Origin of the sequence: Massilia sp. (assembly GCF_031995545.1) — a bacterium.
In the GTDB taxonomy this organism is placed as follows: Bacteria; Pseudomonadota; Gammaproteobacteria; order Burkholderiales; family Burkholderiaceae_D; genus Telluria.
Map to the genome: position 1 here is coordinate 63,878 of NZ_DAMAGA010000022.1, position 23,509 is coordinate 87,386.

General features: G+C 65.2%; 20 protein-coding genes, 3 tRNA genes and 1 pseudogene. 13 read left to right on the top strand and 11 right to left on the bottom strand.

What is annotated here, in order from left to right:
• Position 1: 1 nt before the first annotated feature.
• Positions 2 to 1,249, top strand: coding sequence for a gephyrin-like molybdotransferase Glp (gene glp / locus RTQ83_RS15600; RefSeq protein ID WP_312516440.1), 1,248 nt, complete (start codon positions 2 to 4; stop codon positions 1,247 to 1,249).
• A 7-nt stretch (positions 1,250 to 1,256) separates the two neighbouring features.
• Positions 1,257 to 1,514, top strand: coding sequence for a molybdopterin converting factor subunit 1 (gene moaD / locus RTQ83_RS15605; RefSeq protein ID WP_312516442.1), 258 nt, complete (start codon positions 1,257 to 1,259; stop codon positions 1,512 to 1,514).
• Positions 1,515 to 1,612: 98 nt separating this feature from the next.
• Here moaD and dctP read toward each other — a convergent pair whose 3' ends face one another.
• The 4 genes from dctP to RTQ83_RS15625 all read right to left on the bottom strand — a co-directional run bounded on the left by dctP (position 1,613) and on the right by RTQ83_RS15625 (position 4,425).
• The gene (gene dctP, locus RTQ83_RS15610; protein ID WP_312516445.1) at positions 1,613 to 2,629 is read right to left on the bottom strand and encodes a TRAP transporter substrate-binding protein DctP; all 1,017 of its coding nucleotides are present in this window, start codon (positions 2,627 to 2,629) and stop codon (positions 1,613 to 1,615) included.
• A gap of 246 nt (positions 2,630 to 2,875) precedes the next feature.
• Positions 2,876 to 3,814, bottom strand: a complete 939-nt coding sequence (locus tag RTQ83_RS15615; RefSeq protein ID WP_312516446.1) for an alpha/beta hydrolase — start codon at positions 3,812 to 3,814, stop codon at positions 2,876 to 2,878.
• Positions 3,811 to 4,014 (bottom strand): helix-turn-helix transcriptional regulator, encoded by a 204-nt coding sequence (locus RTQ83_RS15620; protein ID WP_312516447.1) that lies wholly within the window; start codon positions 4,012 to 4,014, stop codon positions 3,811 to 3,813. The genes RTQ83_RS15615 and RTQ83_RS15620 overlap by 4 nt, the downstream gene beginning before the upstream one ends.
• Positions 4,015 to 4,026: 12 nt before the next feature.
• Complete coding sequence (locus RTQ83_RS15625) at positions 4,027 to 4,425, bottom strand: hypothetical protein (RefSeq protein ID WP_312516449.1); 399 nt, start codon at positions 4,423 to 4,425, stop codon at positions 4,027 to 4,029.
• 140 nt (positions 4,426 to 4,565) lie between these two features.
• Between RTQ83_RS15625 and RTQ83_RS15630 the strand changes: the two genes are divergently transcribed.
• Positions 4,566 to 5,813 (top strand): TIGR03862 family flavoprotein, encoded by a 1,248-nt coding sequence (locus RTQ83_RS15630; RefSeq protein WP_312516451.1) that lies wholly within the window; start codon positions 4,566 to 4,568, stop codon positions 5,811 to 5,813.
• Between the two features lie 23 nt (positions 5,814 to 5,836).
• Here the strand turns inward: RTQ83_RS15630 and RTQ83_RS15635 are convergent, their stop codons facing one another.
• From RTQ83_RS15635 to hpnC, 7 genes are all read right to left on the bottom strand, one after another.
• Positions 5,837 to 6,547, bottom strand: coding sequence for a hypothetical protein (locus RTQ83_RS15635; protein ID WP_312516453.1), 711 nt, complete (start codon positions 6,545 to 6,547; stop codon positions 5,837 to 5,839).
• 2 nt (positions 6,548 to 6,549) lie between these two features.
• Entirely contained in the window at positions 6,550 to 7,356 is an 807-nt protein-coding gene (locus RTQ83_RS15640; protein WP_312516455.1) for a GIN domain-containing protein, read from the bottom strand.
• 4 nt (positions 7,357 to 7,360) lie between these two features.
• Positions 7,361 to 8,158, bottom strand: coding sequence for a DUF1700 domain-containing protein (locus RTQ83_RS15645; RefSeq protein ID WP_312516457.1), 798 nt, complete (start codon positions 8,156 to 8,158; stop codon positions 7,361 to 7,363).
• Between the two features lie 18 nt (positions 8,159 to 8,176).
• Entirely contained in the window at positions 8,177 to 8,350 is a 174-nt protein-coding gene (locus tag RTQ83_RS15650; protein WP_312516459.1) for a hypothetical protein, read from the bottom strand.
• Between the two features lie 31 nt (positions 8,351 to 8,381).
• Complete coding sequence (hpnE, locus tag RTQ83_RS15655) at positions 8,382 to 9,815, bottom strand: hydroxysqualene dehydroxylase HpnE (RefSeq protein ID WP_312516461.1); 1,434 nt, start codon at positions 9,813 to 9,815, stop codon at positions 8,382 to 8,384.
• Positions 9,802 to 10,635: a presqualene diphosphate synthase HpnD gene (gene hpnD, locus RTQ83_RS15660; RefSeq protein WP_312516463.1), complete on the bottom strand. Its 834-nt coding sequence runs from the start codon at positions 10,633 to 10,635 to the stop codon at positions 9,802 to 9,804. The genes hpnE and hpnD overlap by 14 nt, the downstream gene beginning before the upstream one ends.
• A 121-nt stretch (positions 10,636 to 10,756) precedes the next feature.
• A complete protein-coding gene (gene hpnC / locus RTQ83_RS15665) occupies positions 10,757 to 11,566 on the bottom strand; it encodes a squalene synthase HpnC (protein ID WP_312516465.1) in 810 nt (269 codons plus the stop codon).
• Positions 11,567 to 11,698: 132 nt separating this feature from the next.
• Between hpnC and RTQ83_RS15670 the strand changes: the two genes are divergently transcribed.
• From RTQ83_RS15670 to RTQ83_RS15715, 10 genes and pseudogenes are all read left to right on the top strand, one after another.
• Positions 11,699 to 12,895 carry an efflux RND transporter periplasmic adaptor subunit gene (locus RTQ83_RS15670; protein ID WP_312516467.1) on the top strand — a complete coding sequence of 399 codons (1,197 nt, stop codon included), beginning with the start codon at positions 11,699 to 11,701 and terminating at the stop codon, positions 12,893 to 12,895.
• Complete coding sequence (locus tag RTQ83_RS15675) at positions 12,892 to 15,978, top strand: efflux RND transporter permease subunit (RefSeq protein WP_312516469.1); 3,087 nt, start codon at positions 12,892 to 12,894, stop codon at positions 15,976 to 15,978. The genes RTQ83_RS15670 and RTQ83_RS15675 overlap by 4 nt, the downstream gene beginning before the upstream one ends.
• A 290-nt stretch (positions 15,979 to 16,268) precedes the next feature.
• A tRNA-Leu gene (locus tag RTQ83_RS15680) sits at positions 16,269 to 16,355 on the top strand.
• 31 nt (positions 16,356 to 16,386) lie between these two features.
• A complete protein-coding gene (gene tig, locus RTQ83_RS15685) occupies positions 16,387 to 17,727 on the top strand; it encodes a trigger factor (RefSeq protein WP_312516471.1) in 1,341 nt (446 codons plus the stop codon).
• 98 nt (positions 17,728 to 17,825) lie between these two features.
• Positions 17,826 to 18,443: an ATP-dependent Clp endopeptidase proteolytic subunit ClpP gene (gene clpP / locus RTQ83_RS15690; protein ID WP_312516473.1), complete on the top strand. Its 618-nt coding sequence runs from the start codon at positions 17,826 to 17,828 to the stop codon at positions 18,441 to 18,443.
• A 244-nt stretch (positions 18,444 to 18,687) separates the two neighbouring features.
• Positions 18,688 to 19,956, top strand: a complete 1,269-nt coding sequence (clpX, locus tag RTQ83_RS15695; protein WP_290419296.1) for an ATP-dependent Clp protease ATP-binding subunit ClpX — start codon at positions 18,688 to 18,690, stop codon at positions 19,954 to 19,956.
• Between the two features lie 286 nt (positions 19,957 to 20,242).
• Positions 20,243 to 22,669, top strand: coding sequence for an endopeptidase La (lon, locus tag RTQ83_RS15700; protein ID WP_312516479.1), 2,427 nt, complete (start codon positions 20,243 to 20,245; stop codon positions 22,667 to 22,669).
• 215 nt (positions 22,670 to 22,884) lie between these two features.
• A pseudogene (locus tag RTQ83_RS15705) lies at positions 22,885 to 23,172 on the top strand (HU family DNA-binding protein); the annotation flags it as partial.
• Positions 23,173 to 23,254: 82 nt separating this feature from the next.
• Positions 23,255 to 23,331, top strand: a tRNA-Asp gene (locus RTQ83_RS15710).
• 24 nt (positions 23,332 to 23,355) lie between these two features.
• Positions 23,356 to 23,432, top strand: a tRNA-Asp gene (locus tag RTQ83_RS15715).
• The last annotated feature ends 77 nt before the right edge of the window (positions 23,433 to 23,509 follow it).

The window sequence follows — 23,509 nt, forward strand, 5'->3', positions numbered from 1 at the left end:
CATGAACGCACCCGTACAGAAGCCGCCGATGCTGTCGGTGCGCGAAGCGCTCGACTTCCTGCTCGAAGCGGCGACGCCGGTCGAACAGGTTGAAACCATCCCGACCCTGGAAGCCAACGGCCGCGTGCTGGCCGCAGACCAGCTCTCGACCATCGACGTGCCGTCGGCCGACAACACGCAGATGGATGGCTACGCCGTACGCGCCGAAGACTGCGCCGATGGCGAGAAGACCCTGCGCGTCACGCAACGCATCCCTGCCGGCAGCGTCGGCCAGCAGCTCGAACCCGGCACCGCCGCGCGCATCTTCACCGGCGCCCTGATTCCACCCGGCGCCGATGCGGTGGTGATGCAGGAACAATGCGAAGCGGTCGGCGACAGCGTCACCGTGCGCCATGCGCCGCGCGCGGGCGAATGGATCCGGCGCCGCGGTGAAGACATCGGCGCCGGCGCGACCATCCTGGCGGCCGGCACGCGCCTGCGCAGCCAGGAACTGGGCCTGGCCGCATCGGTCGGCCTGGCTGCGTTGCCGGTGCGCCGGCGTTTGCGCGTCGCGGTGTTCTTCACCGGGGACGAACTGACCATGCCGGGCGACGTGCCGGCCGACCAGCTGAAACCCGGCTCGATCTACAACTCGAACCGCTTCACGCTGCGCGGGCTGCTGGAGAACCTCGGCTGCGACATCACCGACTACGGTATCGTTCCGGATTCCCTCGACGCCACCCGCGCCACGCTGCGCAAAGCGGCGCGCGAGCATGATCTGATCATCACCTCGGGCGGCGTGTCGGTCGGTGAGGAAGACCACATCAAGCCGGCGGTGGAGGCCGAGGGCAAGCTGTCGATGTGGCAGATCGCGGTCAAGCCGGGCAAACCGCTGGCGTTCGGCCAGGTAAGCAGGGATGAAGGCCATGCGTTCTTCCTGGGCCTGCCGGGCAATCCGGTGTCGAGCTTCGTCACCTTCCTGCTGTTCGTGCGGCCGTTCCTGCTGCGCCTGCAGGGTGTCGAAGGTCCGGTGGAACCGCGCGGCTACATGATGCGCGCCGACTTCGACCAGGCCAAGGCCGACCGCCGCAACGAGTTCCTGCGCGTGCGGGTGAATGCGGCCGGTGGACTGGAGCTGTTCCCGAACCAGAGCTCGGGCGTGCTGACATCGACCGTGTGGGGCGACGGGCTGGTCGACAACCCGGCCGGTAACCGGATCGCCGCGGGCGACCTGGTACGCTTCATCCCGTTCGCGGAATTACAGAATTAGGAGAAACATGAAGATCACGCTGCGATATTTTGCCGCGCTGCGCGAGGCAGTGAGTGTGGGACAGGAAGAGCTGGCGCTGCCGGAGGACGTGAAGACGGTGGGCCAGGTGCGCGAGCTGCTGCGTGCGCGCGGCGGCGTCTGGGCCGACGCGCTGGCGCCGGAGAAGGCGGTGCGCATGGCCAGCAATCAGGTCATGTGCGCGGCGGACACCGCCATCGTCGAGGGCGGGGAAGTGGCGTTTTTCCCGCCGGTGACGGGTGGTTAATGTGCGTTGAACGCGTCGGCAGCGAAGCTGCCAACCCTACGTAGGGTTGGCGGCTCTGCCGCCGACGCGTTCAAACAGTGCTCGCCGTCCCGCGCCGATTACAACTTCGCAATCGACTGCTCCGCCAACGACAACAACTTCGCGCAATTCCCATTGCGCTCCCCGAACTCCTTCCACGCCGTGTTGCGCGCCACCTCCTGCCAGCGCCGCAACGCCTGCGCGTCCAGATCCACCACCTTGGCGCCAACCCCGCGATACACCGACGCCACCGCCGCATCGTCCATGCGTGCCGCCTCCATCGCGAACTTTTCCATATCGGCGCCCACCGCCAGCACCGCCGCCTGCTGCGCCTTCGGCAGCCGCTCGAACACAGTACGCGACATCAGGAGCGGCTCGAACATGAACCAATAGGAGCCGCCGCGCGCCGTCGTCAGCGAGCGCGCGGTCTCCTGCAGGCGGAATGAAATCAGCGACGTGGAGGAAGTGAGCGCCGCATCCAGCGCGCCGCTGCGCATCGCGGCGTGGATTTCGTTGGACGGCATGCTGACCACGGTGGCGCCGGCGTCGCGCAGCAGCAAATCCATCTCATGCGAGCCGCCCCGCACTTTGAGACCGCGCGCGTCTTCCGGATTGACGATCGGCGCGCCACGCGAGGCGACACCGCCGGCCTGCCAGATCCAGCTGACGATGACCATGCCCTGGTCCGCCAGGATGCGCGACAGTTCCTGCCCGACCGGCGCGTTCTTCCAGCCATAGCCCTGCTGGTAGGACGTCACCAGCGCCGGCATCAGCCCGATGTTCGCTTCCGGAGAATGGGCGCCCGCATACGACAGCGGCACCAGCGCCATGTCGAGCGTGCCGTTCTTCAGCGCCGCGAACTGGGCGTTGGGCTGCATCAGGGTCGAGCCGGGATAGATCGAGAACTTGAGGCCGCCACGCGTGCGCTTTTCGACCTCGGCCGCGAACTTGCGGCTCAGGCGGTCGCGGAAATCACCCAGGTTGATGCTGCCTGAAGGGAACTGGTGCGAGATCTTGAGATTGTTGGGCTGGGCCCAGGCGGGCTGCATCCAGAGCGGACTGGTCGCGATGGCGCCCAGCATGGTCCTGCGGGTCATCGCTGACTTGTTATTTACCGACATACACATCCTCCAAGATGTTTAACGGACTGCCGGGCGAATCGTGGCTTCCTCGTCATGCGGGCTGCCATCGTTCGTGGCCCGTACAAGAATATGCCTGTCACATCCGAAGTCAAGCGGAATATTGCAGGTATGACAAAGGCATGAACATGCCAGCGCGGCGCAGTCCGGCAGCCTGCCGTTCTGCACAGCGCGTACTCCTGGAGGATGTATGGATCAGGATGCCTACTTGCGTTCGAGGAAGCGTTTCAGCTGACCGGCCAGCGCCAGCGGCTGGTCGATCATGACGAAGTGGCGTGCCGGTGCAATCGGCGCCACCTCGACCGACGGCGCGCCTTCCAGCAGGCTGCGGTAATGCTCGACCTTGGCCGCCATGCTCATGCCGTCCTGCATCGCGTCGTACTCGTAATAGGGCGCGATCACCAGCACCGGGGCAGTGATCTTTTCCAGGTCCGGGCGCAGGTCGAGCGCCAGCAGGTCGGCCACGTAGGCGCCCACCGCCTCGCGATCGCTGCGCAGCAGCAGCGGGGTGATGTCGTCGGCCTTGCCGATGTCGAGCACGCCCTGGCCGCGCATGTACTGGCGCTGCTGGTCGGCGAAGGCCTCTGGACGCGCTTCGGCCATGCGGGTACGGACGTTGACCGCGGCCTGCGGACGCTGCTCCGGCGGCATGTTCTCGGTGCCCGGGAACACCGGCAGGCCGTCGATCGCGACCACGCCGCCGATGCGCGCGCCCAGGTCCTCGGCCACGGCCAGCGCCAGCGTGCCGCCCAGGCTGTGGCCGACCAGCACCGGCTTGTCCAGCTTGCGCTGCGCGATCAGGTCGCGCAGCGCGGCGCGTGCGCCTTCGAACGACGCGCCGCCTGGCGCCGGGCGGCCGTCGAAGCCGGGCAGGGTGACCACATAGACCGTGTAGTTGTCCTTGAGCTGCTGGATCGTCTGCTGCCATACCCAGGGGCCGCTGGCCAGTCCCGGGATCAGGATCACCGGACGGCCGCGCGCACCGTGGCGCTCGACCAGCAGGGCACCGGATTCGAATTGTTCGGCGGGCTTGATATAGGCGGCGAAGCGGCTGGCAGCGGGCGCGGCCGGGGCCTGCGCCAGGGCCGGCGCGGCAACAGTGGCGCCGGCAAGCGCCAGGGCGAACAACAGGGAAGCTTTCATGCGGACTCCTGATCAGGTGAAAAGATGGCTTCGACCGCCAGGCCGAACAGCCGTGCAATGGTGAACGCCAGCGGCAGACTCGGGTCGTAGCGCCCGGTCTCGATCGCGTTGACGCTCTGGCGCGACACGTCGAGGCGTTCGGCCAGGTCGGCCTGGCTCCAGCCCCGTTCGGCGCGCAATTCGCGGATGCGGTTTTTCATCGGCGTGGCGATTCAGCGGTTGCGCAGCGAACGTACCAGACACACCAGTGTCGTGGCGCCGCACAGGACCACCCACACCGTGAACATCGACAGTTGCGGATAGCCGGCGGTCTCCAGGAAGCCATAGGTGAAGGTCAGGCCGGCGGTGATGGCGGCCGCCAGCGCGAATGACTCGAGCAGGAACATGCGCAGGTACTCGTCGACCCGTCTCAGGTGGCGTGCGATCGCGCGCAGCATCAAGCCGAAGCCGATCATCGGCGACAGCAGCACCGCGGTGCGCAGCACGCCTTCGTCCATCGGCTTGCCGAAGCGAATCGCGAGCACCAGCAGAACCGTGTACAGCAGGATCGCGATACCCAGTTCGCGCAGATAGAGATTGCCGACCCGTTTTTCGTGCGTATTGCTTGCCATGTCTTTGCTCCTGTTGAAAGTAAAGGATGCTTTACATCGTAGGGTGCATTAGGTGCCATGTCAAGCATCCTTTACATGGCTCGCGGCCTTCGATCTCGACTACAATGCGGTCCCTGTCCGATGAATCCTCCGAGTCCGCCATGAATCAGCCCCCTTCACCCACATTTCGCGTCGCCGTGATCGGCGGCGGTCCCGCCGGACTGATGGCGGCCGAGGTGCTGGCGGCGCACGGGGTGCAGGTCGATGTCTACGACGCCATGGCCAGCGTCGGCCGCAAGTTCCTGCTGGCCGGGAAGGGCGGCATGAACATCACGCATTCGGAACCGTACCCGGATTTCTTCGCCCGCTACGGCGCCCGGAGCGAACAGGTGGCGCGTTGGCTGCGCGGGTTCGACGCCGACGCGGTGCGCGCGTGGATCCACGAACTCGGCATCGAGACTTTCGTCGGCAGCTCGGGCCGCGTATTCCCGCTCGAGATGAAGGCCGCGCCGCTGCTGCGTGCCTGGCTGCACCGCCTGCGCGAAGGCGGCGTGCGCTTTCACATGCGCCATCGCTGGCTGGGCTGGCAGGACGGCCGCCTGCACATCTCGACGCCGGACGGCGAACTGCAGGCCGATGCCGACGCCACCATCCTGGCGCTGGGTGGGGCCAGCTGGGCGCGGCTCGGGTCGGACGGCGCCTGGATGCCGTTATTGACAGAGCGCGGAGTCGAGGTGGCGCCGCTGGTACCGGCCAACTGCGGCTTCGACACCGACTGGAGCGAGCATTTCAGCAGCCGTTACGCGGGCGAACCCTTGATCACAGTGGCGATGGGATGGCGTATGCAGGACGGGCAGACCGCCTGGCGCAAGGGTCAGTTCGTGGTCACCCAGACCGGCATCGAGGGCAGCCTGGTGTACGCGCTGTCGGCCCAGCTGCGCGACCGGATCGCGCGCGACGGCAGCACCACCGTCTGGCTCGACCTGGCGCCGGACTTCAGCGTCGAGCGGGTAGAAGACGAGGTGACGCGTCCGCGCGGCTCGCGCTCGATGTCGAGCCACCTGCAAAGCCGGCTCGGAATCAAGGGCGTCAAGGCCGGCCTGCTGCACGAATGCCTGAGCCGCGACGAGTATGCCGACCCGGCGCGGCTGGCGGCGGCGATCAAGCGCCTGCCGGTGAAGCTGCTGCGCACGCGACCGATCGACGAAGCGATCAGCAGCGCCGGCGGGGTGCGGTTCGAGGCGCTGGCGGACGACGGCGCCATGCTGCGTGCGCTGCCCGGCGTGTTCGTGGCCGGCGAGATGGTGGACTGGGAAGCGCCGACCGGCGGCTACCTGCTGACGGCGTGCTTCGCCGGCGGCCGCGCGAGCGCAAGCGCCGCGCTGGAGTGGCTGGGCGCGCGCGCCTGAATGTCGGCGGCCGGCCGGGATGCTCAGTCCCGCGCCGTGCGCCACTCCTGCGCTTTCGGCGGCGTCTCGTGCTGCGGACAGTTGGTGAAGCGCTGCTTGCCGTGTTTTTCGATCATGTCGATGCTGGTGACCGGCGAGCGTTCGGTGATGCAGTAGGTGCCGCGGCCGGTGATAACGCGGGTGCGGCGCGCGCCGTCGCCGGTCTGGTTCACCAGTTCTTCGATCTTGGGCGCTTCCCAGGAACGCGGCGGCGCTAGTTGGTGCGCTTCCCCCATGCGCTCGCGCATGCGGATCTCGGGGCTGTCGGGCGGCGCCACGATGGTCGGCAGGCGCTCCTTGCGCAGCGCGCGTTCGATGTCGCCGGCGCTCCGGCGCGCGTTTTCCAGGATTGAATCGACGCTGGGCGCTGTTAGCGGCGGTGGCGGCGCTTGCGCGGCGGTCTGCTGTTCCGGCGGCGGCGCCGCCGCCGCGTCAGCCACGGGCCGGGTGCCTGGTCGAGACGCTGCAGGCGGCGCCGTACGGCGGCTGGCCTGTGCCGGCGCGGGCGCAGCGGGCGAATCGATGCGCGGCGCCGGGGCCGGCAGCTGCAGCCACTGGATCGCCGGCTCCGGACTGTCCGTCTGCGCCGGTGCCGGTTGCCGGGCCAGGTGCCAGCCCAGGATCAGGCCGGCGTGTACGAAAACGGTCAGGCCCGCACCGGCCAGGCGGCGGTCCGGGCCGGCTCGCCAATGCATCGTCACTCGACGTAGCTCACGCTGCCGGTCCCGGTGCGGCTGGTGCTGCGCTCGCCCGGATTGCCGTGTACTTCGACGTCGCCGCTGCCGCTGAGCGAAATGCTGGTCTTGCCATGGGCCTGGACCACGCTGCCGCCGGAGCCGGTCTGGCTCAGCATCACGGTCTCGGCGCGCAGGTGCTCGGCGTCCAGCCGCCCGGAGCCGGACGATTCGGCGTCCAGTTCGCGCGCATTGCCGACCACCGTCATGCTGCCGGAACCCATCAGGCGCACCTCGAAGCGGTCGACCGCGGCGCCGGCATTCACATCCAGGTCGCCGTTGCCGCTCAGGCCCGCCTCGACCCGGCGAAAGCGCCCGTTGAAACGCGCCGAGCCGGAGCCGTTCAGCTGCACCGCGATGCGCTCGCCGGAAAAACCGTTGACCGTGCTGTCGCCGTTGCCCGAGAGCGTGACTGCAGTCAGCGCCGGCAGCACCAGTTCGACCTCGAGCGGCTCACGGTGGCGCAGTACCATGCCGCGGATGCCGATGTGCAGCACCGGGCCTTCCTGGGTCACCTCGACGTTGCCCAGCAGGCGCTGCTCGCCGCTGACGTGCAGCGCCGGCGTGGCGCCATAGCGCAGCGTGAGGTCGATCGGGCCTTCGAGGGCGACCGCATCGACGCCGTCCGGCACGGCGCGTGCCTCGCGCGCTACCTGGCGGCCCTGGCTGGTCGAGGTGGTGCCGTTGGCGCGCAGCATGCTGTAGCTGAGCGCAACCAGCACGCAGGCCAGCACCAGCAGGCTGAATCCGACTTTGATCAGGGCGCGCATGGTCTCAAGTCCCCTTCAACAGCGACATATTCATCCTGGCGTAGCGGCGCAGGCCGATCAGCGTGTATTTGCTGATCACCAGCGCCAGCAGGAACAGGGCAATGCCGCCCAGGATCAGGCCGCAGCCGAACAGGGTCTGGGTGGCGCGCGAATCCGGGTCGAGGTCGGTCGTGATCTGGATCTTGCGCTCGGCCACCGCCTCGGCGCCGCGGATCACGCGCATGGTCGAGCGGCCCTTGTCGCCGCCGGCGCCCGGATCCGATGGCGCCATGTCGTCTTCGGCTTCTTCTTCGAACACGTGGATGCCGTTCTCGCTGATCGAGACCCGGGTCTGCGCCGGGCGCCGCTGCGGCTCGCCGTCGTCGACCACCACCACGTGGTCGAGCGGGGCGCTGAGCACCAGTTCGTTGGCGCCGGCCAGGCCGCTGGCGGTGATCGCGATGCCGGACACATAAAAGCCGAAGGCGCTGGCATACAGCGCCACCAGCAGGCTGGCGTATACCGCCGCCGGGATCGCCATGAACAGGTTGAACACCAGCAGCCCCATGCCCGAGAGCAGGGTGCGCAGCGTGGTGCCGGTGGGCTTCTTTTCCTTCAGCGCGTCGAGATGAGCGCTGGTGCGCAGGGTCAGCGCCACCTGGCGCGGGTCGCCCAGCTCCTGTGCCACGTCGTCTTCCCGCCGCCCGGCGGCGCTGCCGTCGACGAAGCGCTGCTCGTACCAGGCCAGGGTCCGGGCCTGCAGTTCGGGCGGCAGGCCGGCCAGGGCCCGTTTCAGCACGTCGAGGTATTCGAGTTTACCCATGAATCAGCGTCGCCTGCCTCAGGGATGGCCGATGACCGGGATCGTGCCGATCGCAGCCGACGTGGCCTGCGCGGAGCCGCCGATCAGCTCGGGCTTGACCAGTACCGCGGTGCTGGCCAGTGCCAGCGCAAGGGCCAGGGTGGCCAGCAGGATCGCGGCGCGCTGACCGCGCCTGCCGGAACAGGATTTCATGACGGATTCCATGACAGGGGTTTCGATGCTGCTACTGTAGGGAATCCGGCGCCGTTGCACCATGCGTGTGCGACAGGCTGCGCTTTTCGCGGGGCAGGGTGCTCCAGGCGTGGATGGCCGCCGCCGCCGCGATCCCGCTGCGCACCGCCGTTTCCAGCGTGGCCGGATAGTCGCTGGCGGTGTAGTCGCCGGCCAGCACGAGGCCGGGCAGCCCGGTTTCCACGCCGGGCCGGGCCAGCGCCGGCGTGCACGAGAAGGTGGCGCGCTTTTCGGTGATCACCTGCGACCACGACGGTTGCGCCAGATCGGGACGTTGCAGATCCTGCGCCAGCTGGGTGGCGATCGCCGCCGCCAGCTCTTCGCGTGACAAAGCGGCGGCGTCGCCGGCCGCGCTGACCACCACCGCCAGCAAGCCGTCCTGTTTCGGGTCGAGCTGGGCGCGGTCGAACACGAACTGGCCCCAGCGTCCCTGCGCCGGGTCGTCTTCCAGTGCATAGAACGGCAGGTCGAGCCGGGCGCCGGGCGCGTATTGCAGGTAGCAGGTGGCGATCGGTTCGTAGTCGAAGCCGGCCAGCTGCGCCGAAAGTAGCTCCATACCGGGCAGCGGCGCCAGCAGGCTGGCGCTGTGCGCGCTCGGGGTGGCCAGCACTACCGCGTCGAAGCGTTCGCTGGAAGCGCCGCCGGCCGCCTGGCCGGTCAGTTCGAGGCGCCAGCAGTCGCCGTCCGGGGAGATGGCGGCGACCTTGACGCCGGAGCGCAGCGCGCCGCCATTTTGCTCCAGCCAGGCGCCGGCCGGTTCCGGGAACAGCGCGTCCATCGCCAGGCGCGGCAGCAGCATGTCGGACGCGGCGCGGTTGCGCGCGCCCAGGCTGTCGCGCAGCACGGCCAGGAATACATTGGCCGACGCGCGCTCGGGCGGCGTGTTGAGGGCAGCAATGCACAGCGGGCGCCACATCAGCCGCGTCAGGCGTTCGGTCTGGTCGAAACGATCGAGCAGTTCGGCGACGCTGACGTCGTTGTCGAGCTGCCAGCCCATCCACTTGGCGGCACTGTTCAGGCGCGCCAGCGCCAGCTTGTCCTCGCGCGCCAGGCCGCGTGCGCGCAGCAGGGCGACCATCAGGTGCAGCGGCGCCGGCAGGCGCGGCGCCACGAAATCCATGCCGTCGCCGGAATGCGGATAGCGCATCTGCACCGGAAGGCGCAGCAAAGCCTTATCGACATCGACACCGACCTGGCGCATCAGGCGCAGGCAGTCGCGGTAGGCGCCGAGCAGGATGTGCTGGCCGTTGTCCAGTTCCATGCCGCGCACTTCGACGCCGCGTGCGCGTCCGCCCAGGCTGCGCGCCGCTTCGAACAGAGTCACGTGATGGCCCTGGCGCGCCAGCTCCACCGCCGCCGCGCAGCCGGCCCAGCCGCCGCCGGCGACCGCGACCCGCAACAGTTCGCCCTTCTTAGGTGCGAACATAGGTCTTCCACGCCAGCCACAGCTTGCGCAGCGGCGTGAGCGAGATGCGCTGGTTCAGCACGTGGAAGCCGTCGCGCTGGATCTCGTCCAGCAGGGTGCGGTAGATCGAGGCCATCATCAGGCCGGGACGCTGGGCGCGCCGGTCTTCCTTCGGCAGCAGCGCCAGCGCTTCGTCATAGATGGCTTGCGCGCGCTCGGCCTGGAATCGCATCAGCGCTTCGAACTTGTCGCTGTGCTGCAGCTTGAGCAGGTCGTTGGCGGTCACGCCGAACTTCTGCAGGTCGTTCACCGGCAGGTAGATGCGGCCCTTGCGCGCGTCGTCGCCGACGTCGCGGATGATGTTGGTCAGCTGGAACGCCAGCCCGAGCTTCTCGGCATAGGCCAGGGTCTGCGGATTGGTGTAGCCGAAGATGCTGGCCGACAGGATGCCGACCACGCCGGCCACGTGCCAGCAATAGCGCTGCAGCCCGGCGTAATCGAGGTAGCGGCTCTGGTCGAGGTCCATCTCCATGCCGTCCACGATCGCCAGCAGGTGCTGTTCCTGCAGGTTGTAGGTGGCGATGTGCGGCTGCAGCGCCAGCATCACCGGGTGGGTCGGGGTGCCGCCGTACATCTTCGACACTTCGGTGCGCCACCAGGCCAGCTTGATGCGCGCCACCGAACCGTCGGTGGCTTCGTCGACGGTGTCGTCCACCTCGCGGCAGAACGCGTACAGCGCGGTGATCGCGCGCCGGCGCTCGGGCGGAAGGAACAGGAAGCTGTAGTAGAAACTGGAGCCGCTCTGGACGGTCTTTTGCTGGCAGTATTCGTCAGGAGACATGAAATCTAGCTGGTGATGCTGGTTGGGCGGCGCCGGGCGCCGCGGGTTGGACCGATTTAGTCCGCTATCTTATACGATGCGCCGCCGCCGGCCGGACAAAGCGCGGCCGCGACGTCCACCGTTACATGCGCAGCGCGCGCCAGCCGATCACCAGCCAGTCGTGCCACGCGAGCACCGGGCGGCGGCGGAACACGTCGTAGCCGACCGCGTCGAGCTTTTCCAGGATGCGCAGGCCGCCCTGCACGATCATGCGCAGTTCCATGCCGATCCGCCCCGGCAGGCGCTTGACCAGCGGCGCGCCGGACAGCATCAGGGCGCGCGCGCGTTCGACCTCGAAGCGCATCAGGCCCTGGAACTGGGCGTCCACGGTGCCGGCGCGCAGCGCACTTTCCGACACATTGAAGCGTGCCAGGTCTTCCTGCGGAATGTAGATGCGGCCCTTGGTGAAGTCGATCGCCACGTCTTGCCAGAAGTTGGTCAGCTGCAGGGCGCTGCAGATCGCATCGGCTTCGCGCAGGTTGTGGTCGTCGTCGGCCTGGTACAGCGCCAGCATCAGGCGCCCGACTGGGTCGGCCGAGCGGCGGCAATAGTCGAGCAGGGTGGCGTAGTCCAGGTAGCGGTGCGTGACCACGTCCTGCTTGAAGGCCGACAGCAGGTTACGCATCGGCTCCAGCGACAGGCGGTACTGGGCCACCACCGCGGCCAGGCGCGCGAACATGGGACCGTCGGGCTGGGCGCCTGCGCCGATCAGGTCGAGCTGGCGCTCGTACTCCTGCAGCGCGGCCAGGCGCTGTTCTGGTGTGGCGTCGCCCTCGTCGGCCAGGTCGTCGGCGCTGCGCGCGAAGGCATAGATCGCCTCCACCGCCGGCACCAGGCGGCGCGGCAGCAGGATTGACGCAACCGGAAAATTCTCGTAATGGTTCACTGCCATATTAGATTGATGACTCTATCGTCATCAAATTGTCTGTTTGCATGATTATAATTGCTGGATTACAAACCGGCGGCATCGATGCGCCTGTTTCACGATCAGAATAATCATAAGGACCGCGCTATCGTGTTTACCGTGTCTGCCCGACCTGTTTCTCCTTTCCGCCATCATGCCCGCACCCTGGTGCTGGTTCCCCTGATGGCGGCCGTGCTGGCCGCCTGCTCCAAACCGGCGCCCCCAGTCGAAGACGTGCGCCCGGTGCGCGCCATGACGCTGGTGGCCGGCAGCACCGGCGAACGGCTCGAATTCTCGGGCGACGTGCGTCCACGTTATGAATCGGCACTGGCTTTCAGGATCGGCGGCAAGATCGTCGAGCGCAAGGTCGATGTCGGTGCGCTGGTCAAGCGCGGCGACGTCCTGATGCGGCTCGACCCGCAGGACATGAAGCTGGCCGAGACCCAGGCCCGCGCCACGCTGCGCGCCGCCGAGACCGAGCGCGACCTGGCCAATGCCGACTACAAGCGGCATGTGAACCTGCGCAGCCAGAACTTCGTCAGCCAGGCGGTGCTCGACGCCAAGCAGAGCGCCCTGAAAGCGGCGCAAGCCAACGTCGAGGCGGCGCGCGCCGGCCTGCGTGGCCAGTCGAACCAGGCCAACTACACCAGCCTGAGTGCCGACGTCGACGGCGTGGTGACCGCGATCGAGGCCGAAGTCGGCCAGGTGGTGCAGGCCGGCAGCCCGGTGGCGCGCGTGGCCCGCACCGACGAGAAGGAAGTGGTGATCGGCATCCCCGAAGACAAGGTCGAACTGGTGCGCCGCGCCGGCGCCGTGACCGTGCGCCTGTGGGCGAATGCCGACCAGACCATTCCCGGCAAGATCCGCGAAGTGTCGCCGGTGGCCGATCCGGCCAGCCGTACCTATACGGTCAAGGTGTCGATCCCGGCGCGCCAGGATGTGCGCCTGGGGATGACGGCGACCGTGGAACTGGTGGCCGGCGCCAGCGGCAACAAGGGCGGCGCCGCACTGCGCGTGCCGCTCACGGCCCTGGTACAGAACAAGGGCGCGACAAGCGTGTGGGTGGTGGAGAAGGGGGCGGTGCGCCTGGTGAATGTCGAGGTGGCCGGCCAGGCCGACAACGACGTCTTGCTGGCGAGCGGCGTCAGCGCCGGCCAGCAGATCGTGACCGCCGGCGTCAATCAGCTCAAACCCGGCCAGAAGGTGCGCATCCTGACAGCCGACGTGGCGCGCCGCGCCGATACCGAAGCCGCGGTTTCCGGCAACGCGGGCAATAACGCGTCGTCCGCCAGCGCTGGCAGCGGGGAAGGCAAATGAAGGGTTTCAACCTGTCGCGCTGGGCGCTGGAACACATCCCGCTCACGCGCTTCCTGATCGCCGCCTGCCTGCTGTTCGGCATCATGAGCTACTTCGAACTGGGCCAGGACGAAGATCCGCCGTTCACCTTCCGCGTCATGGTGGTGCGCGCCGTGTGGCCGGGCGCCACCGCGCTGCAGATGGCCGAACAGGTCACCGACCCGTTGGAGCGCAAGCTGCAGGAGACGCCGTACATCGACCGCATCCGCAGCTTTTCCAAGCCGGGCGAAACCACCATCATCCTCGAACTGCGCGAATCGACCCCGCCCAAGGAGACCGCGCCGGCCTGGTACCAAGTGCGCAAGAAAATCGGCGACATGGCGGCCACGCTGCCGGAAGGCGTGATCGGCCCCTTCTTCAACGACGAATTCGGCGACACCTACGGCTCGATCTTCGCGCTCTCGGGCGACGGCTTCAGCTACGCCGAGATGCGCGACTACGCCGACTTCGTGCGCCAGCAACTGCTGCGCGTGCCGCTGGTGGCGAAGGTCGAGCAGTTCGGGGTGCAGAACGAAAAGGTGTACATCGAATTTTCGAGCAAGAAGTTCGCCCAGCTGGGCGTGCCGTTCGAGCAGATCGTCAACCAGATCGCAACCCAGAACCAGATCGAGGCCAGCGGCGTGCTGGTCACTCCGACCGACAATCTGCAGGTGCGCGTCACCGGCGCCCTGCGCAACCTGCAGCAGATCGAAGACCTGCAGCTGCGCGCCGGCGGCACCACCTTCCGCCTGGGCGACTTCGCCACGGTCAAGCGCGGCTATCAGGACCCGCCAGGCGACAAGATGCGCTACAACGGCAAGGAAGTGATCGGCCTGGGCGTGTCGATGGAAAAGGGCGGCAACATCATCACCATGGGCGAGGGACTGGCCGAGACCGTGGCGCGCATCCGCGCCCAGCTCCCGGTCGGGATCGAGCTCGAACGCGTGGCCGACCAGCCGCAGGCCGTGACCCAGTCGGTGGGCGAATTCGTCAAGGTGCTGATCGAGGCGATCGTGATCGTGCTGGCGGTGTCGTTCCTGGCGCTCGGCCTGCACAGCAAGCCCAAATGGCGGGTGGACGTGTATCCGGGCCTGGTGGTGGCGCTGTCGATCCCGCTGGTGCTGGCGATCACCTTCCTGTTCATGCGCATGCTCGACATCTCGCTGCACAAGATTTCGCTGGGCGCGCTGATCATCGCCCTCGGCCTGCTGGTGGACGACGCCATCATCGCGGTCGAAATGATGGTGCGGAAGATGGAGGAGGGCCTGTCGCGCTTCGAAGCCGCTACCTTTGCCTACACCTCGACCGCGATGCCGATGCTGACCGGGACCCTGATCACGGCGGCCGGATTCTTGCCGATCGGCCTCGCCGAATCGACGGCCGGCGAGTACACCTTCACCATGTTCTCGGTGAACGGGCTGGCGCTGCTCATTTCGTGGGTGGTGGCGGTGATGTTCACGCCGTATATCGGCTTCATGCTGCTCAAGGTCAAGCCCCACGCGCCGGGCGAGAGCAGCCACGACGTGTTCGACACGCCCGGCTACCAGCGCTTCCGCCGCCTGGTCAACTGGTGCGTCGAGTGGCGCAAGACCACCATCGCGCTGAGCCTGGGCGTGTTCGCGCTGGGCGTGTTCGGCTTCAACTTCATCGAGAAGCAGTTCTTCCCCGATTCCAGCCGCCCCGAACTGATGGTGGAACTGTGGTCGCCGGAAGGCACCAGCTTCGCCGCCAACGAAGCGACCGTGAAGCGCTTCGAAGCCTTCCTCGGCAAGCAAGAGGGCGTGCAGAGCGTGACCAGCTACGTCGGCACCGGCAGCCCGCGGTTCTACCTGCCGCTGGACCAGATCTTCCCGCAGTCGAACGTGTCGCAGGTCGTCGTGCTGCCGGTCGATACGGCGGCGCGCGAAGCGCTGCGCCTGAAGATCATCGATGCCTTCCGCACCGATTTCCCCGAAGTGCGCGGCCGCGTCAAGCTGCTGCCGAACGGGCCGCCGGTGCCGTATCCGGTGCAGTTCCAGGTGCTGGGGCCTGACATCGGCGTCGTGCGCGGCGTGGCCGACCAGGTCAAGGAAGTCATGCGCGCCAACCCGAACACGCTGGGCGTGAACGACAACTGGAACGAAGCGGTCAAGGTGCTGCGCCTGGACCTCGACCAGGACAAGCTGCGCGCGCTGGGCGTGACCTCGCAGGCGGTGCGGCGCACGGTCAACACCACGCTGACCGGCACCCCGATCGGCCAGTTCCGCGAATCGAACCGCCTGATCGACATCGTGGTGCGCCAGCCGGTGGAAGAACGCGCCACCATCACCAAGCTGTCCGAGGCGCTGGTGCCCACCGCAAACGGGCGCGCCGTCACCATCGGCCAGGTGGCGCGGGTGCAGTTCGTGTGGGAGCCGGGCGTGGTCTGGCGCGAAGGGCGCGAGTGGGCGGTGATGGTGCAGTCCGACGTGGTCGAAGGCATCCAGGGCCCGACCGTGACGGCGCAGATCGATGCCAAACTGGCGGAGATCCGCGCCAGGCTGCCGGCAGGCTATCGCCTGACGGTGGAGGGCGCCGCGGCCGACAGTTCGGAAGCGGAAGCGTCGATCATGGCCAACGTGCCGCTGGTGCTGTTCATCACGTTCACGCTGCTGATGCTGCAGCTGCACAGCTTCTCGCGCTCGATGCTGGTGTTCCTGACCGGACCGCTCGGTGTGGCGGGGGCGGCGATGGCGCTCCTGATCCTGGACCGTCCGTTCGGTTTCGTGGCGAACCTGGGCGTGATCGCGCTGTTCGGCATGATCATCCGGAACTCGGTGATCCTGGTCGACCAGATCGAGCAGGACATCGCGGCGGGCGCCCACCCGTGGGATGCGATCGTGGAAGCGGCGGTACGCCGTTGCCGGCCGATTCTGCTGACGGCTGCCGCGGCTGCATTGGCGATGATTCCGTTGTCGCGCTCGACGTTCTGGGGCCCGATGGCGGTGGCGATCATGGGTGGCCTGCTGGTGGCGACGGCGTTGACGCTGCTGTTCTTGCCGGCGCTGTATGCGGCCTGGTTCCGGGTCAAAAAACCGCAAGCGTAACGCGTAGGGTTGGCCGGGGCGCGCAGCCGGCTCTGCCGCCGACGCGGTGATCGTTATCGGCTCCGATTTCGCGCCGGATGATCTTGGCGCAAACTACCACCGCGTCGGCGGCGAAGCCGCCAACCCTACGCATGAGTTGGCTCTCAGCGCACGCGGATAAAATTCGCCCCAATAGTGACAGAAAATCCAGTAAAATAATCGTTTGAAGTTGTAGCCCCTAAACAATGGAGTGCAGGGCGACCGGTTCTACCACGGGCGCCCTTTGTTTTTGTGGCAATATGCAATCCTGCGCGAGGATGGCGAAATTGGTAGACGCACCAGGTTTAGGTCCTGACGCCAGCAATGGCGTGGGGGTTCGAGTCCCCCTCCTCGCACCACGAATAATTATTTTTTTGGACGATTTTTACAATGGCAACTGCAGTCGAAACCCTGGGTAAACTCGAGCGTCGCTTGACGATCTCTTTTCCGGTAGCTGACGTCCGTACCGAAGTCGAAAAGCGCCTGAAACAGCAGGCCAAGACCGCGCGTGCGCCGGGCTTCCGTCCGGGCAAGGTGCCTCTGAAGATGGTCGCCGCCCAGTACGGCTACCAGATCGAGACCGACGTCCTGAACGACAAGGTTGGCCGCGCGTTCAACGACGCCGCCGTCGCCAACGAGCTGCGCGTTGCCGGTTTCCCGAAAATCGAACCGAAGCAAGATGCTGAAGAAGGCGTTCTCTCCTTCGACGCCACCTTCGAAGTCTATCCGGACGTCACCATCGGCGACCTGGGCGCTGTCGAAGTCGAAACCGTCGCCACCGAAGTGACCGACGCCGAGATCGACAAGACCATCGACATCCTGCGCAAGCAGCGCGTGCACTACCACACCAAGGGTGAGGCAGGCGAGCACGGCACCGGCGGCGAAGCCGTGGCTGCCAACGGCGACCGCGTGACCGTCGACTTCGTCGGCACCCTGGACGGCGTCGAGTTCGAAGGCGGCAAGGCCGAGAACTACCCGTTCGTGCTGGGCGAAGGCCGCATGCTGCCGGAATTTGAAGCCGCCACCGTCGGTCTGAAAGTCGGCGAAAGCAAGACCTTCCCGCTGGCCTTCCCGGAGGATTACCACGGTAAAGATGTGGCCGGCAAAACCGCCGAGTTCACCATCACCCTGAAGAACCTGGAATGGGCGCACATGCCTGAAGTCGACGCCGAATTCGCCAAGTCGCTCGGCATCGAAGACGGCTCGATCGAAAAAATGCGCGAAGATATCAAGGTCAACCTGGAACGCGAAGTCACCGCACGTGTCAAAGCGCGCAACAAGGAAGCCGTGATGGACGCGCTGGTCAAGTCGACCGAACTGGACGTGCCGAGCGTGATGATCGATCAGGATTCGGAGCGCCTGGCCGAGATGACCCGCCAGGACATGGCACAGCGCGGCATGGACGTGTCGAAGCTGCCATTCCCGGCCGAAATGTTCAAGGACAAGGCAGAGCGCCGCGTGCGTCTGGGTCTGATCCTGTCGCAACTGGTCGCTGACAACAACCTGCAAGCTACCCAAGAGCAGGTGAAGGCACAGATCGAAGACTTCTCGCAGAGCTACGAAGATCCGAAAGAGGTCCTGAAGTACTACTTCAGCGACCGCCGTCGTCTGGGCGAAGTGGAAGCTCTTGTATTGGAAGAAAACGTCGTCAACTATGTACTCGGCAAGGCGAAGGTCTCGACCAAGACCATCGCTTTCGATGAACTGATGGGCAGCATCCCTCAGGCCTGAGAGTAAAATTGCCGGCCTGCGTGGCCGGCATTTTTTTCAGCAGGTTGTTTTTTTTCATGGCCCGTTGGGCGCCCCAATTACAAAGGAACGAGACAGGTATGATTCACAATCCGGCATTGGATACGCAAGCCCTCGGCATGGTGCCGATGGTGATCGAGCAAAGCGGTCGCGGCGAGCGCGCCTATGACATCTACTCGCGCCTCCTCAAGGAGCGCGTGATCTTCCTGGTCGGTCCTGTCAACGACCAGATGGCCAACCTGATCGTGGCCCAGCTGCTGTTCCTGGAGAGCGAGAATCCGGACAAGGATATTTCGCTGTACATCAACTCGCCGGGCGGTTCGGTCTCGGCTGGCCTGGCGATCTTCGATACCATGAACTTCATCAAGCCGGACGTCTCGACCCTGTGCACCGGCCTGGCTGCCTCGATGGGCGCCTTCCTGCTGGCCGCCGGCGCCAAGGGCAAGCGCTTCTCGCTGCCGAATTCGCGCGTCATGATTCACCAGCCGTCGGGCGGTTCGCAGGGCATGGCGTCGGATATCGAAATCCAGGCCAAGGAAATCCTGTACCTGCGCGAGCGTCTGGCGCGCATCATGGCCGACAATACCGGCCAGAGCATCGAGCAGATCCACAAGGACACCGACCGCGACCGCTTCATGTCGGCCGAGGAATCGGTTGAATATGGCATGATCGACAAGGTCCTGACCAGCCGCGGCTAAGTTACTGCCCGGGCATCCGACAAGGTGTTGCCAAAAAACGCCCGGACGCGCAACCGTCCGGGCGTTTGTTTTTTATTTCGGGTAGCATGTTTGTGCACGTGTCGTTTGCGGGCGGCCTACCCGCGTCGAATGGAGTCCATCTCGACGCTGACCCTGGATTGACTCGATCCGCTATTGGCCTTCATACTTGTTACGTGCCCGCATCCGCCTTATATTGATAGCAATTAAATAGATTCCTGCCCCCATGTCAGACAAAAAATCCTCCAGCGGCGAAAAACTTCTGTACTGCTCCTTCTGCGGAAAGAGCCAGCACGAAGTCAAAAAGCTGATCGCGGGACCGTCGGTGTTCATCTGCGATGAATGCATCGACCTGTGCAACGACATCATCCGCGATGAAACGTCGAACGTCGAAACGGTGGCGGGCGCCAAGTCCGATCTGCCGACGCCGCTCGAAATCACCGAACTGCTCGACCAGTATGTGATCGGCCAGCAAACGGCCAAGCGCATCCTGTCGGTGGCGGTGTACAACCATTACAAGCGCCTCAAGCACCTGGGCAAGAAGGACGACGTCGAACTGGCCAAGAGCAACATCCTGCTCGTCGGCCCGACCGGCTCCGGCAAGACCCTGCTGGCCCAGACCCTGGCGCGCATGCTGAACGTGCCGTTCGTGATCGCCGACGCGACCACGCTGACCGAAGCCGGCTATGTCGGTGAAGACGTCGAGAACATCATCCAGAAGCTGCTGCAAAGCTGCAACTACGAGGTGGAAAAGGCGCAGCGCGGCATCGTCTACATCGATGAGATCGACAAGATTTCGCGTAAATCGGACAATCCGTCAATCACGCGCGACGTCTCGGGCGAAGGCGTGCAGCAAGCACTGCTGAAGCTGATCGAGGGCACCATGGCCTCGGTGCCGCCACAGGGCGGGCGCAAGCACCCGAACCAGGACTTCGTGCAGATCGACACCACCAACATCATGTTCATCTGCGGCGGCGCCTTCGACGGTCTGGCCAAGGTGATCCAGAACCGGTCGGTGAAGAGCGGCATCGGTTTCGGCGCCACGGTCAAGAGCCAGAACGACGACTACAACGCCGAGATCCTGCTCGAAGCCGAGCCGGAAGACCTGATCAAGTTCGGTCTGATCCCCGAGCTGGTCGGCCGTCTGCCGGTGGTCGCCGCGCTGAGCGAACTGACCGAGGAAGCGCTGATCCAGATTCTGGTCGAGCCGAAGAACGCACTGATCAAGCAGTATTCGAAACTGCTCGAAATGGAAGGCGCCGAACTGGAAATCCGTCCGGCCGCGCTGCACGCGATTGCCAAGAAAGCACTGGCGCGCAAAACCGGCGCGCGCGGCCTGCGTTCGATTCTCGAACACGCGCTGCTCGACGTGATGTACGAATTGCCAAGCCAGCAGAATGTCGTGAAAGTCGTTATTGATGAAAACACGATCACCAACGGTGCCAAGCCTTTGCTGATTTACAGCGAAACAGCAAAAGCGTCGGGAGAAAACTGAAAAAATCCAGCGCGCACGTCTTAAAAAGGCTTGCCGTACGGACTTAACTCGGTACAATCAATCTCAATAAAAGACGCAGGCTTCAATCGAAAAGCCACTCGCGGTGCGCCGCGCAGTGGCTTTTTTATTTACGATGGAATTGAAGCCGGCGGTCTTTTATTGGAACGGCAAATGATGATTCGACAAGTTGATATTTTTTACTTGTAGAAAATATTTTTCGCAGCCCGGACTTGAGATTTGGCTGCGAGCGCCCAGATTCAGAAACACGCTTTCTATAAGGTATGCCATGACAACTCCGAAATTAACCGAGCAAACGACGCTGCCACTCCTGCCGTTGCGCGATGTGGTTGTGTTCCCGCATATGGTGATACCTCTGTTCGTCGGTCGTCCCAAATCCATCAAGGCGCTGGAAGCCGCCATGGAACAGGGCAAGAGCATCATGCTGGCTGCCCAGAAGGCCGCCGCCAAGGACGAACCTTCCGCCGCAGACATCTACGAGATCGGCTGCGTGGCCAATATTCTGCAAATGCTGAAGCTGCCGGACGGTACCGTGAAGGTGCTGGTCGAAGGCGCCCAGCGCGCGCGCATCGATAATATTACCGATGGCGCCACCCATTTCACCGCCGAGCTGACTCCTTTGAATTCGGAAATCGGCGACGATTCCGAAGTCGAAGCGATGCGCCGCGCGATCGTGCAGCAGTTCGACCAGTACGTCAAACTCAACAAAAAAATCCCGCCCGAGATCCTGGCGTCGCTGGCCGGCATCGACGACGCCGGTCGCCTGGCCGACACCGTTGCCGCGCACCTGCCGCTCAAGCTCGAGCAGAAGCAGGTGATCCTGGAGATCTTCAACGTCGCCAAGCGCCTCGAGCACCTGCTCGGCCAGCTGGAAGGCGAACTGGACATCCTGCAGGTCGAGAAGCGCATCCGTGGCCGCGTCAAGCGCCAGATGGAGAAGTCGCAGCGCGAGTACTACCTGAACGAACAGGTCAAGGCGATCCAGAAGGAACTGGGCGAAGGCGAAGAGGGCGCCGACATCGAAGAGCTCGAGAAGAAAGTTATTGCAGCCAAGATGCCGAAGGAAGCCATGGAAAAAGCCCAGGCCGAGATCCGCAAGCTGAAACTGATGTCGCCGATGTCGGCCGAAGCGACCGTGGTGCGCAACTACATCGACACCCTGGTCTCGCTGCCATGGAAAAAGAAGTCGAAGGTCACCGCCGACCTCGAGAACGCCCAGAACGTGCTCGAGCAGGATCACTACGGCCTCGACAAGATCAAGGAACGCATCCTGGAATACCTCGCGGTGCAGCAGCGCGTCGACAAGCTGAAAGCGCCGATCCTGTGCTTCGTCGGTCCTCCGGGCGTGGGTAAAACCTCGCTGGGCCAGTCGATCGCCCGCGCCACCAACCGCAAGTTCGTGCGCATGGCGCTCGGCGGCGTGCGCGACGAAGCCGAGATCCGCGGCCACCGCCGTACCTATATCGGCTCGATGCCGGGCAAGGTGCTGCAGTCGCTGGCGAAGGTCGGGGTGCGCAATCCGCTGTTCCTGTTAGATGAGATCGACAAGATGGGCGCGGACTTCCGCGGTGACCCGTCGTCGGCCCTGCTCGAGGTGCTGGATCCGGAACAGAACCACACCTTCTCGGACCACTACCTGGAAGTCGACTTCGACCTGTCGGACGTGATGTTCGTGGCGACCTCGAACTCGTTCAACATCCCGCCGGCGCTGCTGGACCGGATGGAAGTGATCCGCCTGTCGGGCTACACCGAAGACGAGAAGACCTCGATCGCCCAGCGCTACCTGCTGCCGAAGCAGCTCAAGAACAACGGTCTGAAGCAAGAGGAAATCACGGTCGAGGAAGCCGCGATCCGCGACATCATCCGCTACTACACCCGTGAAGCCGGCGTGCGTTCGCTCGAGCGCGAAGTGTCGAAGATCTGCCGCAAGGTGGTCAAGATGCTGCTGCTGAAACGCGACGAGAAGGGCGAGAAAGCCACCGCCAAGCGTGTGGTCGTGGGCAGCGAGAACCTGGACAAGTTCCTGGGCGTGCGCCGCTATGACTTCGGCGTGGCCGAGAAGGAAAACCAGATCGGCCAGGTGGTCGGCCTGGCATGGACCGAAGTCGGCGGCGACCTGCTCACCATCGAAGCGGTGAACGTGCCCGGCAAGGGCGCGGTGATCCGTACCGGTACCCTGGGCGACGTGATGAAGGAATCGATCGAGGCGGCCCGCACCGTGGTGCGTTCTCGCGCCCAGCGCCTGGGTATCAAGAACGAGGTGTTCGAGAAGACCGATATCCACATCCACGTGCCGGAAGGCGCCACGCCGAAGGATGGTCCGTCGGCCGGTATCGGCATGACCACCGCGCTGGTGTCGGCCTTCACCGGCATCCCGGTGCGCGGCGACGTGGCGATGACGGGCGAGATCACGCTGCGCGGCGAGGTGCTGCCGATCGGCGGCCTGAAAGAGAAGCTGCTGGCGGCGCATCGCGGCGGCATCAAGACGGTCCTGATCCCCGAGCAGAACGTGAAGGACCTGGCCGAGATTCCGGACAACGTCAAGAACCAGCTCGAGATCGTGCCGGTGCGCTGGATCGAGAAGGTGCTGGAAGTGGCGCTGGAGCGTCAGCCGGAAGCGCTGGCCGACGTGCCTGCCGTTGCCTCGGTGGCGGCAACGCCGGCCGAAGGGCAGGGCGAGGTGGTCAAGCACTGATGTCCGGGCGCGAGCTCGAATGATGAACAGGCGCCTGCGGGCGCCTGTTTTTTTGCGCGCAGCCTGTAAAAGCGGCGCGCGCGACCCGCTTCTGATACGTGCCCGGGCACTAAACTCCGGGTCCATTGCGGCCATCGACCTTGACATCGCCATGTTGCCCTTGTTTAATACGCCCTGCACTTTTGCAGTAAAGGCGCCCCACAGCGCCACGAACGACAACGAGGGAACGAGTGAACAAGACAGAACTGATCGAAGAAATCGCGAAGTCCGCGGACATTACGAAGGCCTCGGCGACGCGTGCACTCGACGCCATGATCGAAGCCGTCACCGAAAGCCTGAAGAAGAACGACAGCGTCACGCTGGTCGGCTTCGGTACCTTCACCGTCGGCGAGCGCGCTGCGCGCACCGGCCGCGATCCGCGCACCAAGGAACCCATCAAGATCAAGGCCGCCAAGGTTCCAAAATTTAAGGCTGGTAAAGCGCTGAAAGATGCTGTAAACTAATGCCTTCTTCGCGGTGACATGCGAAGAGAGCAGAAGGATCGATGCACATCCATCCTGAAGCTTTGTTGAAGTATGTTTTGCTGGAGCGGTAGTTCAGTTGGTTAGAATACCGGCCTGTCACGCCGGGGGTCGCGGGTTCGAGCCCCGTCCGCTCCGCCAACAAAACGTACGAGACGCAAGTCTGGAGCGGTAGTTCAGTTGGTTAGAATACCGGCCTGTCACGCCGGGGGTCGCGGGTTCGAGCCCCGTCCGCTCCGCCAACAAAACGTACGAGACGCAAGTCTGGAGCGGTAGTTCAGTTGGTTAGAATACCGGCCTGTCACGCCGGGGGTCGCGG

Bases quoted from the DNA above. Each gene is read 5' to 3' on its own strand.
- RTQ83_RS15635 (WP_312516453.1), bottom strand. From the start codon at position 6,547: ATGCATTGGCGAGCCGGCCCGGACCGCCGCCTGGCCGGTGCGGGCCTG.
- RTQ83_RS15650 (WP_312516459.1), bottom strand. From the start codon at position 8,350: ATGAAATCCTGTTCCGGCAGGCGCGGTCAGCGCGCCGCGATCCTGCTG.
- RTQ83_RS15640 (WP_312516455.1), bottom strand. From the start codon at position 7,356: ATGCGCGCCCTGATCAAAGTCGGATTCAGCCTGCTGGTGCTGGCCTGC.
- moaD (WP_312516442.1), top strand. From the start codon at position 1,257: ATGAAGATCACGCTGCGATATTTTGCCGCGCTGCGCGAGGCAGTGAGT.
- RTQ83_RS15645 (WP_312516457.1), bottom strand. From the start codon at position 8,158: ATGGGTAAACTCGAATACCTCGACGTGCTGAAACGGGCCCTGGCCGGC.
- hpnD (WP_312516463.1), bottom strand. From the start codon at position 10,635: ATGTCTCCTGACGAATACTGCCAGCAAAAGACCGTCCAGAGCGGCTCC.
- RTQ83_RS15630 (WP_312516451.1), top strand. From the start codon at position 4,566: ATGAATCAGCCCCCTTCACCCACATTTCGCGTCGCCGTGATCGGCGGC.
- RTQ83_RS15675 (WP_312516469.1), top strand. From the start codon at position 12,892: ATGAAGGGTTTCAACCTGTCGCGCTGGGCGCTGGAACACATCCCGCTC.
- RTQ83_RS15615 (WP_312516446.1), bottom strand. From the start codon at position 3,814: ATGAAAGCTTCCCTGTTGTTCGCCCTGGCGCTTGCCGGCGCCACTGTT.
- glp (WP_312516440.1), top strand. From the start codon at position 2: ATGAACGCACCCGTACAGAAGCCGCCGATGCTGTCGGTGCGCGAAGCG.
- dctP (WP_312516445.1), bottom strand. From the start codon at position 2,629: ATGACCCGCAGGACCATGCTGGGCGCCATCGCGACCAGTCCGCTCTGG.
- RTQ83_RS15620 (WP_312516447.1), bottom strand. From the start codon at position 4,014: ATGAAAAACCGCATCCGCGAATTGCGCGCCGAACGGGGCTGGAGCCAG.
- hpnE (WP_312516461.1), bottom strand. From the start codon at position 9,815: ATGTTCGCACCTAAGAAGGGCGAACTGTTGCGGGTCGCGGTCGCCGGC.
- clpX (WP_290419296.1), top strand. From the start codon at position 18,688: ATGTCAGACAAAAAATCCTCCAGCGGCGAAAAACTTCTGTACTGCTCC.
- tig (WP_312516471.1), top strand. From the start codon at position 16,387: ATGGCAACTGCAGTCGAAACCCTGGGTAAACTCGAGCGTCGCTTGACG.
- clpP (WP_312516473.1), top strand. From the start codon at position 17,826: ATGATTCACAATCCGGCATTGGATACGCAAGCCCTCGGCATGGTGCCG.
- RTQ83_RS15625 (WP_312516449.1), bottom strand. From the start codon at position 4,425: ATGGCAAGCAATACGCACGAAAAACGGGTCGGCAATCTCTATCTGCGC.
- lon (WP_312516479.1), top strand. From the start codon at position 20,243: ATGACAACTCCGAAATTAACCGAGCAAACGACGCTGCCACTCCTGCCG.
- hpnC (WP_312516465.1), bottom strand. From the start codon at position 11,566: ATGGCAGTGAACCATTACGAGAATTTTCCGGTTGCGTCAATCCTGCTG.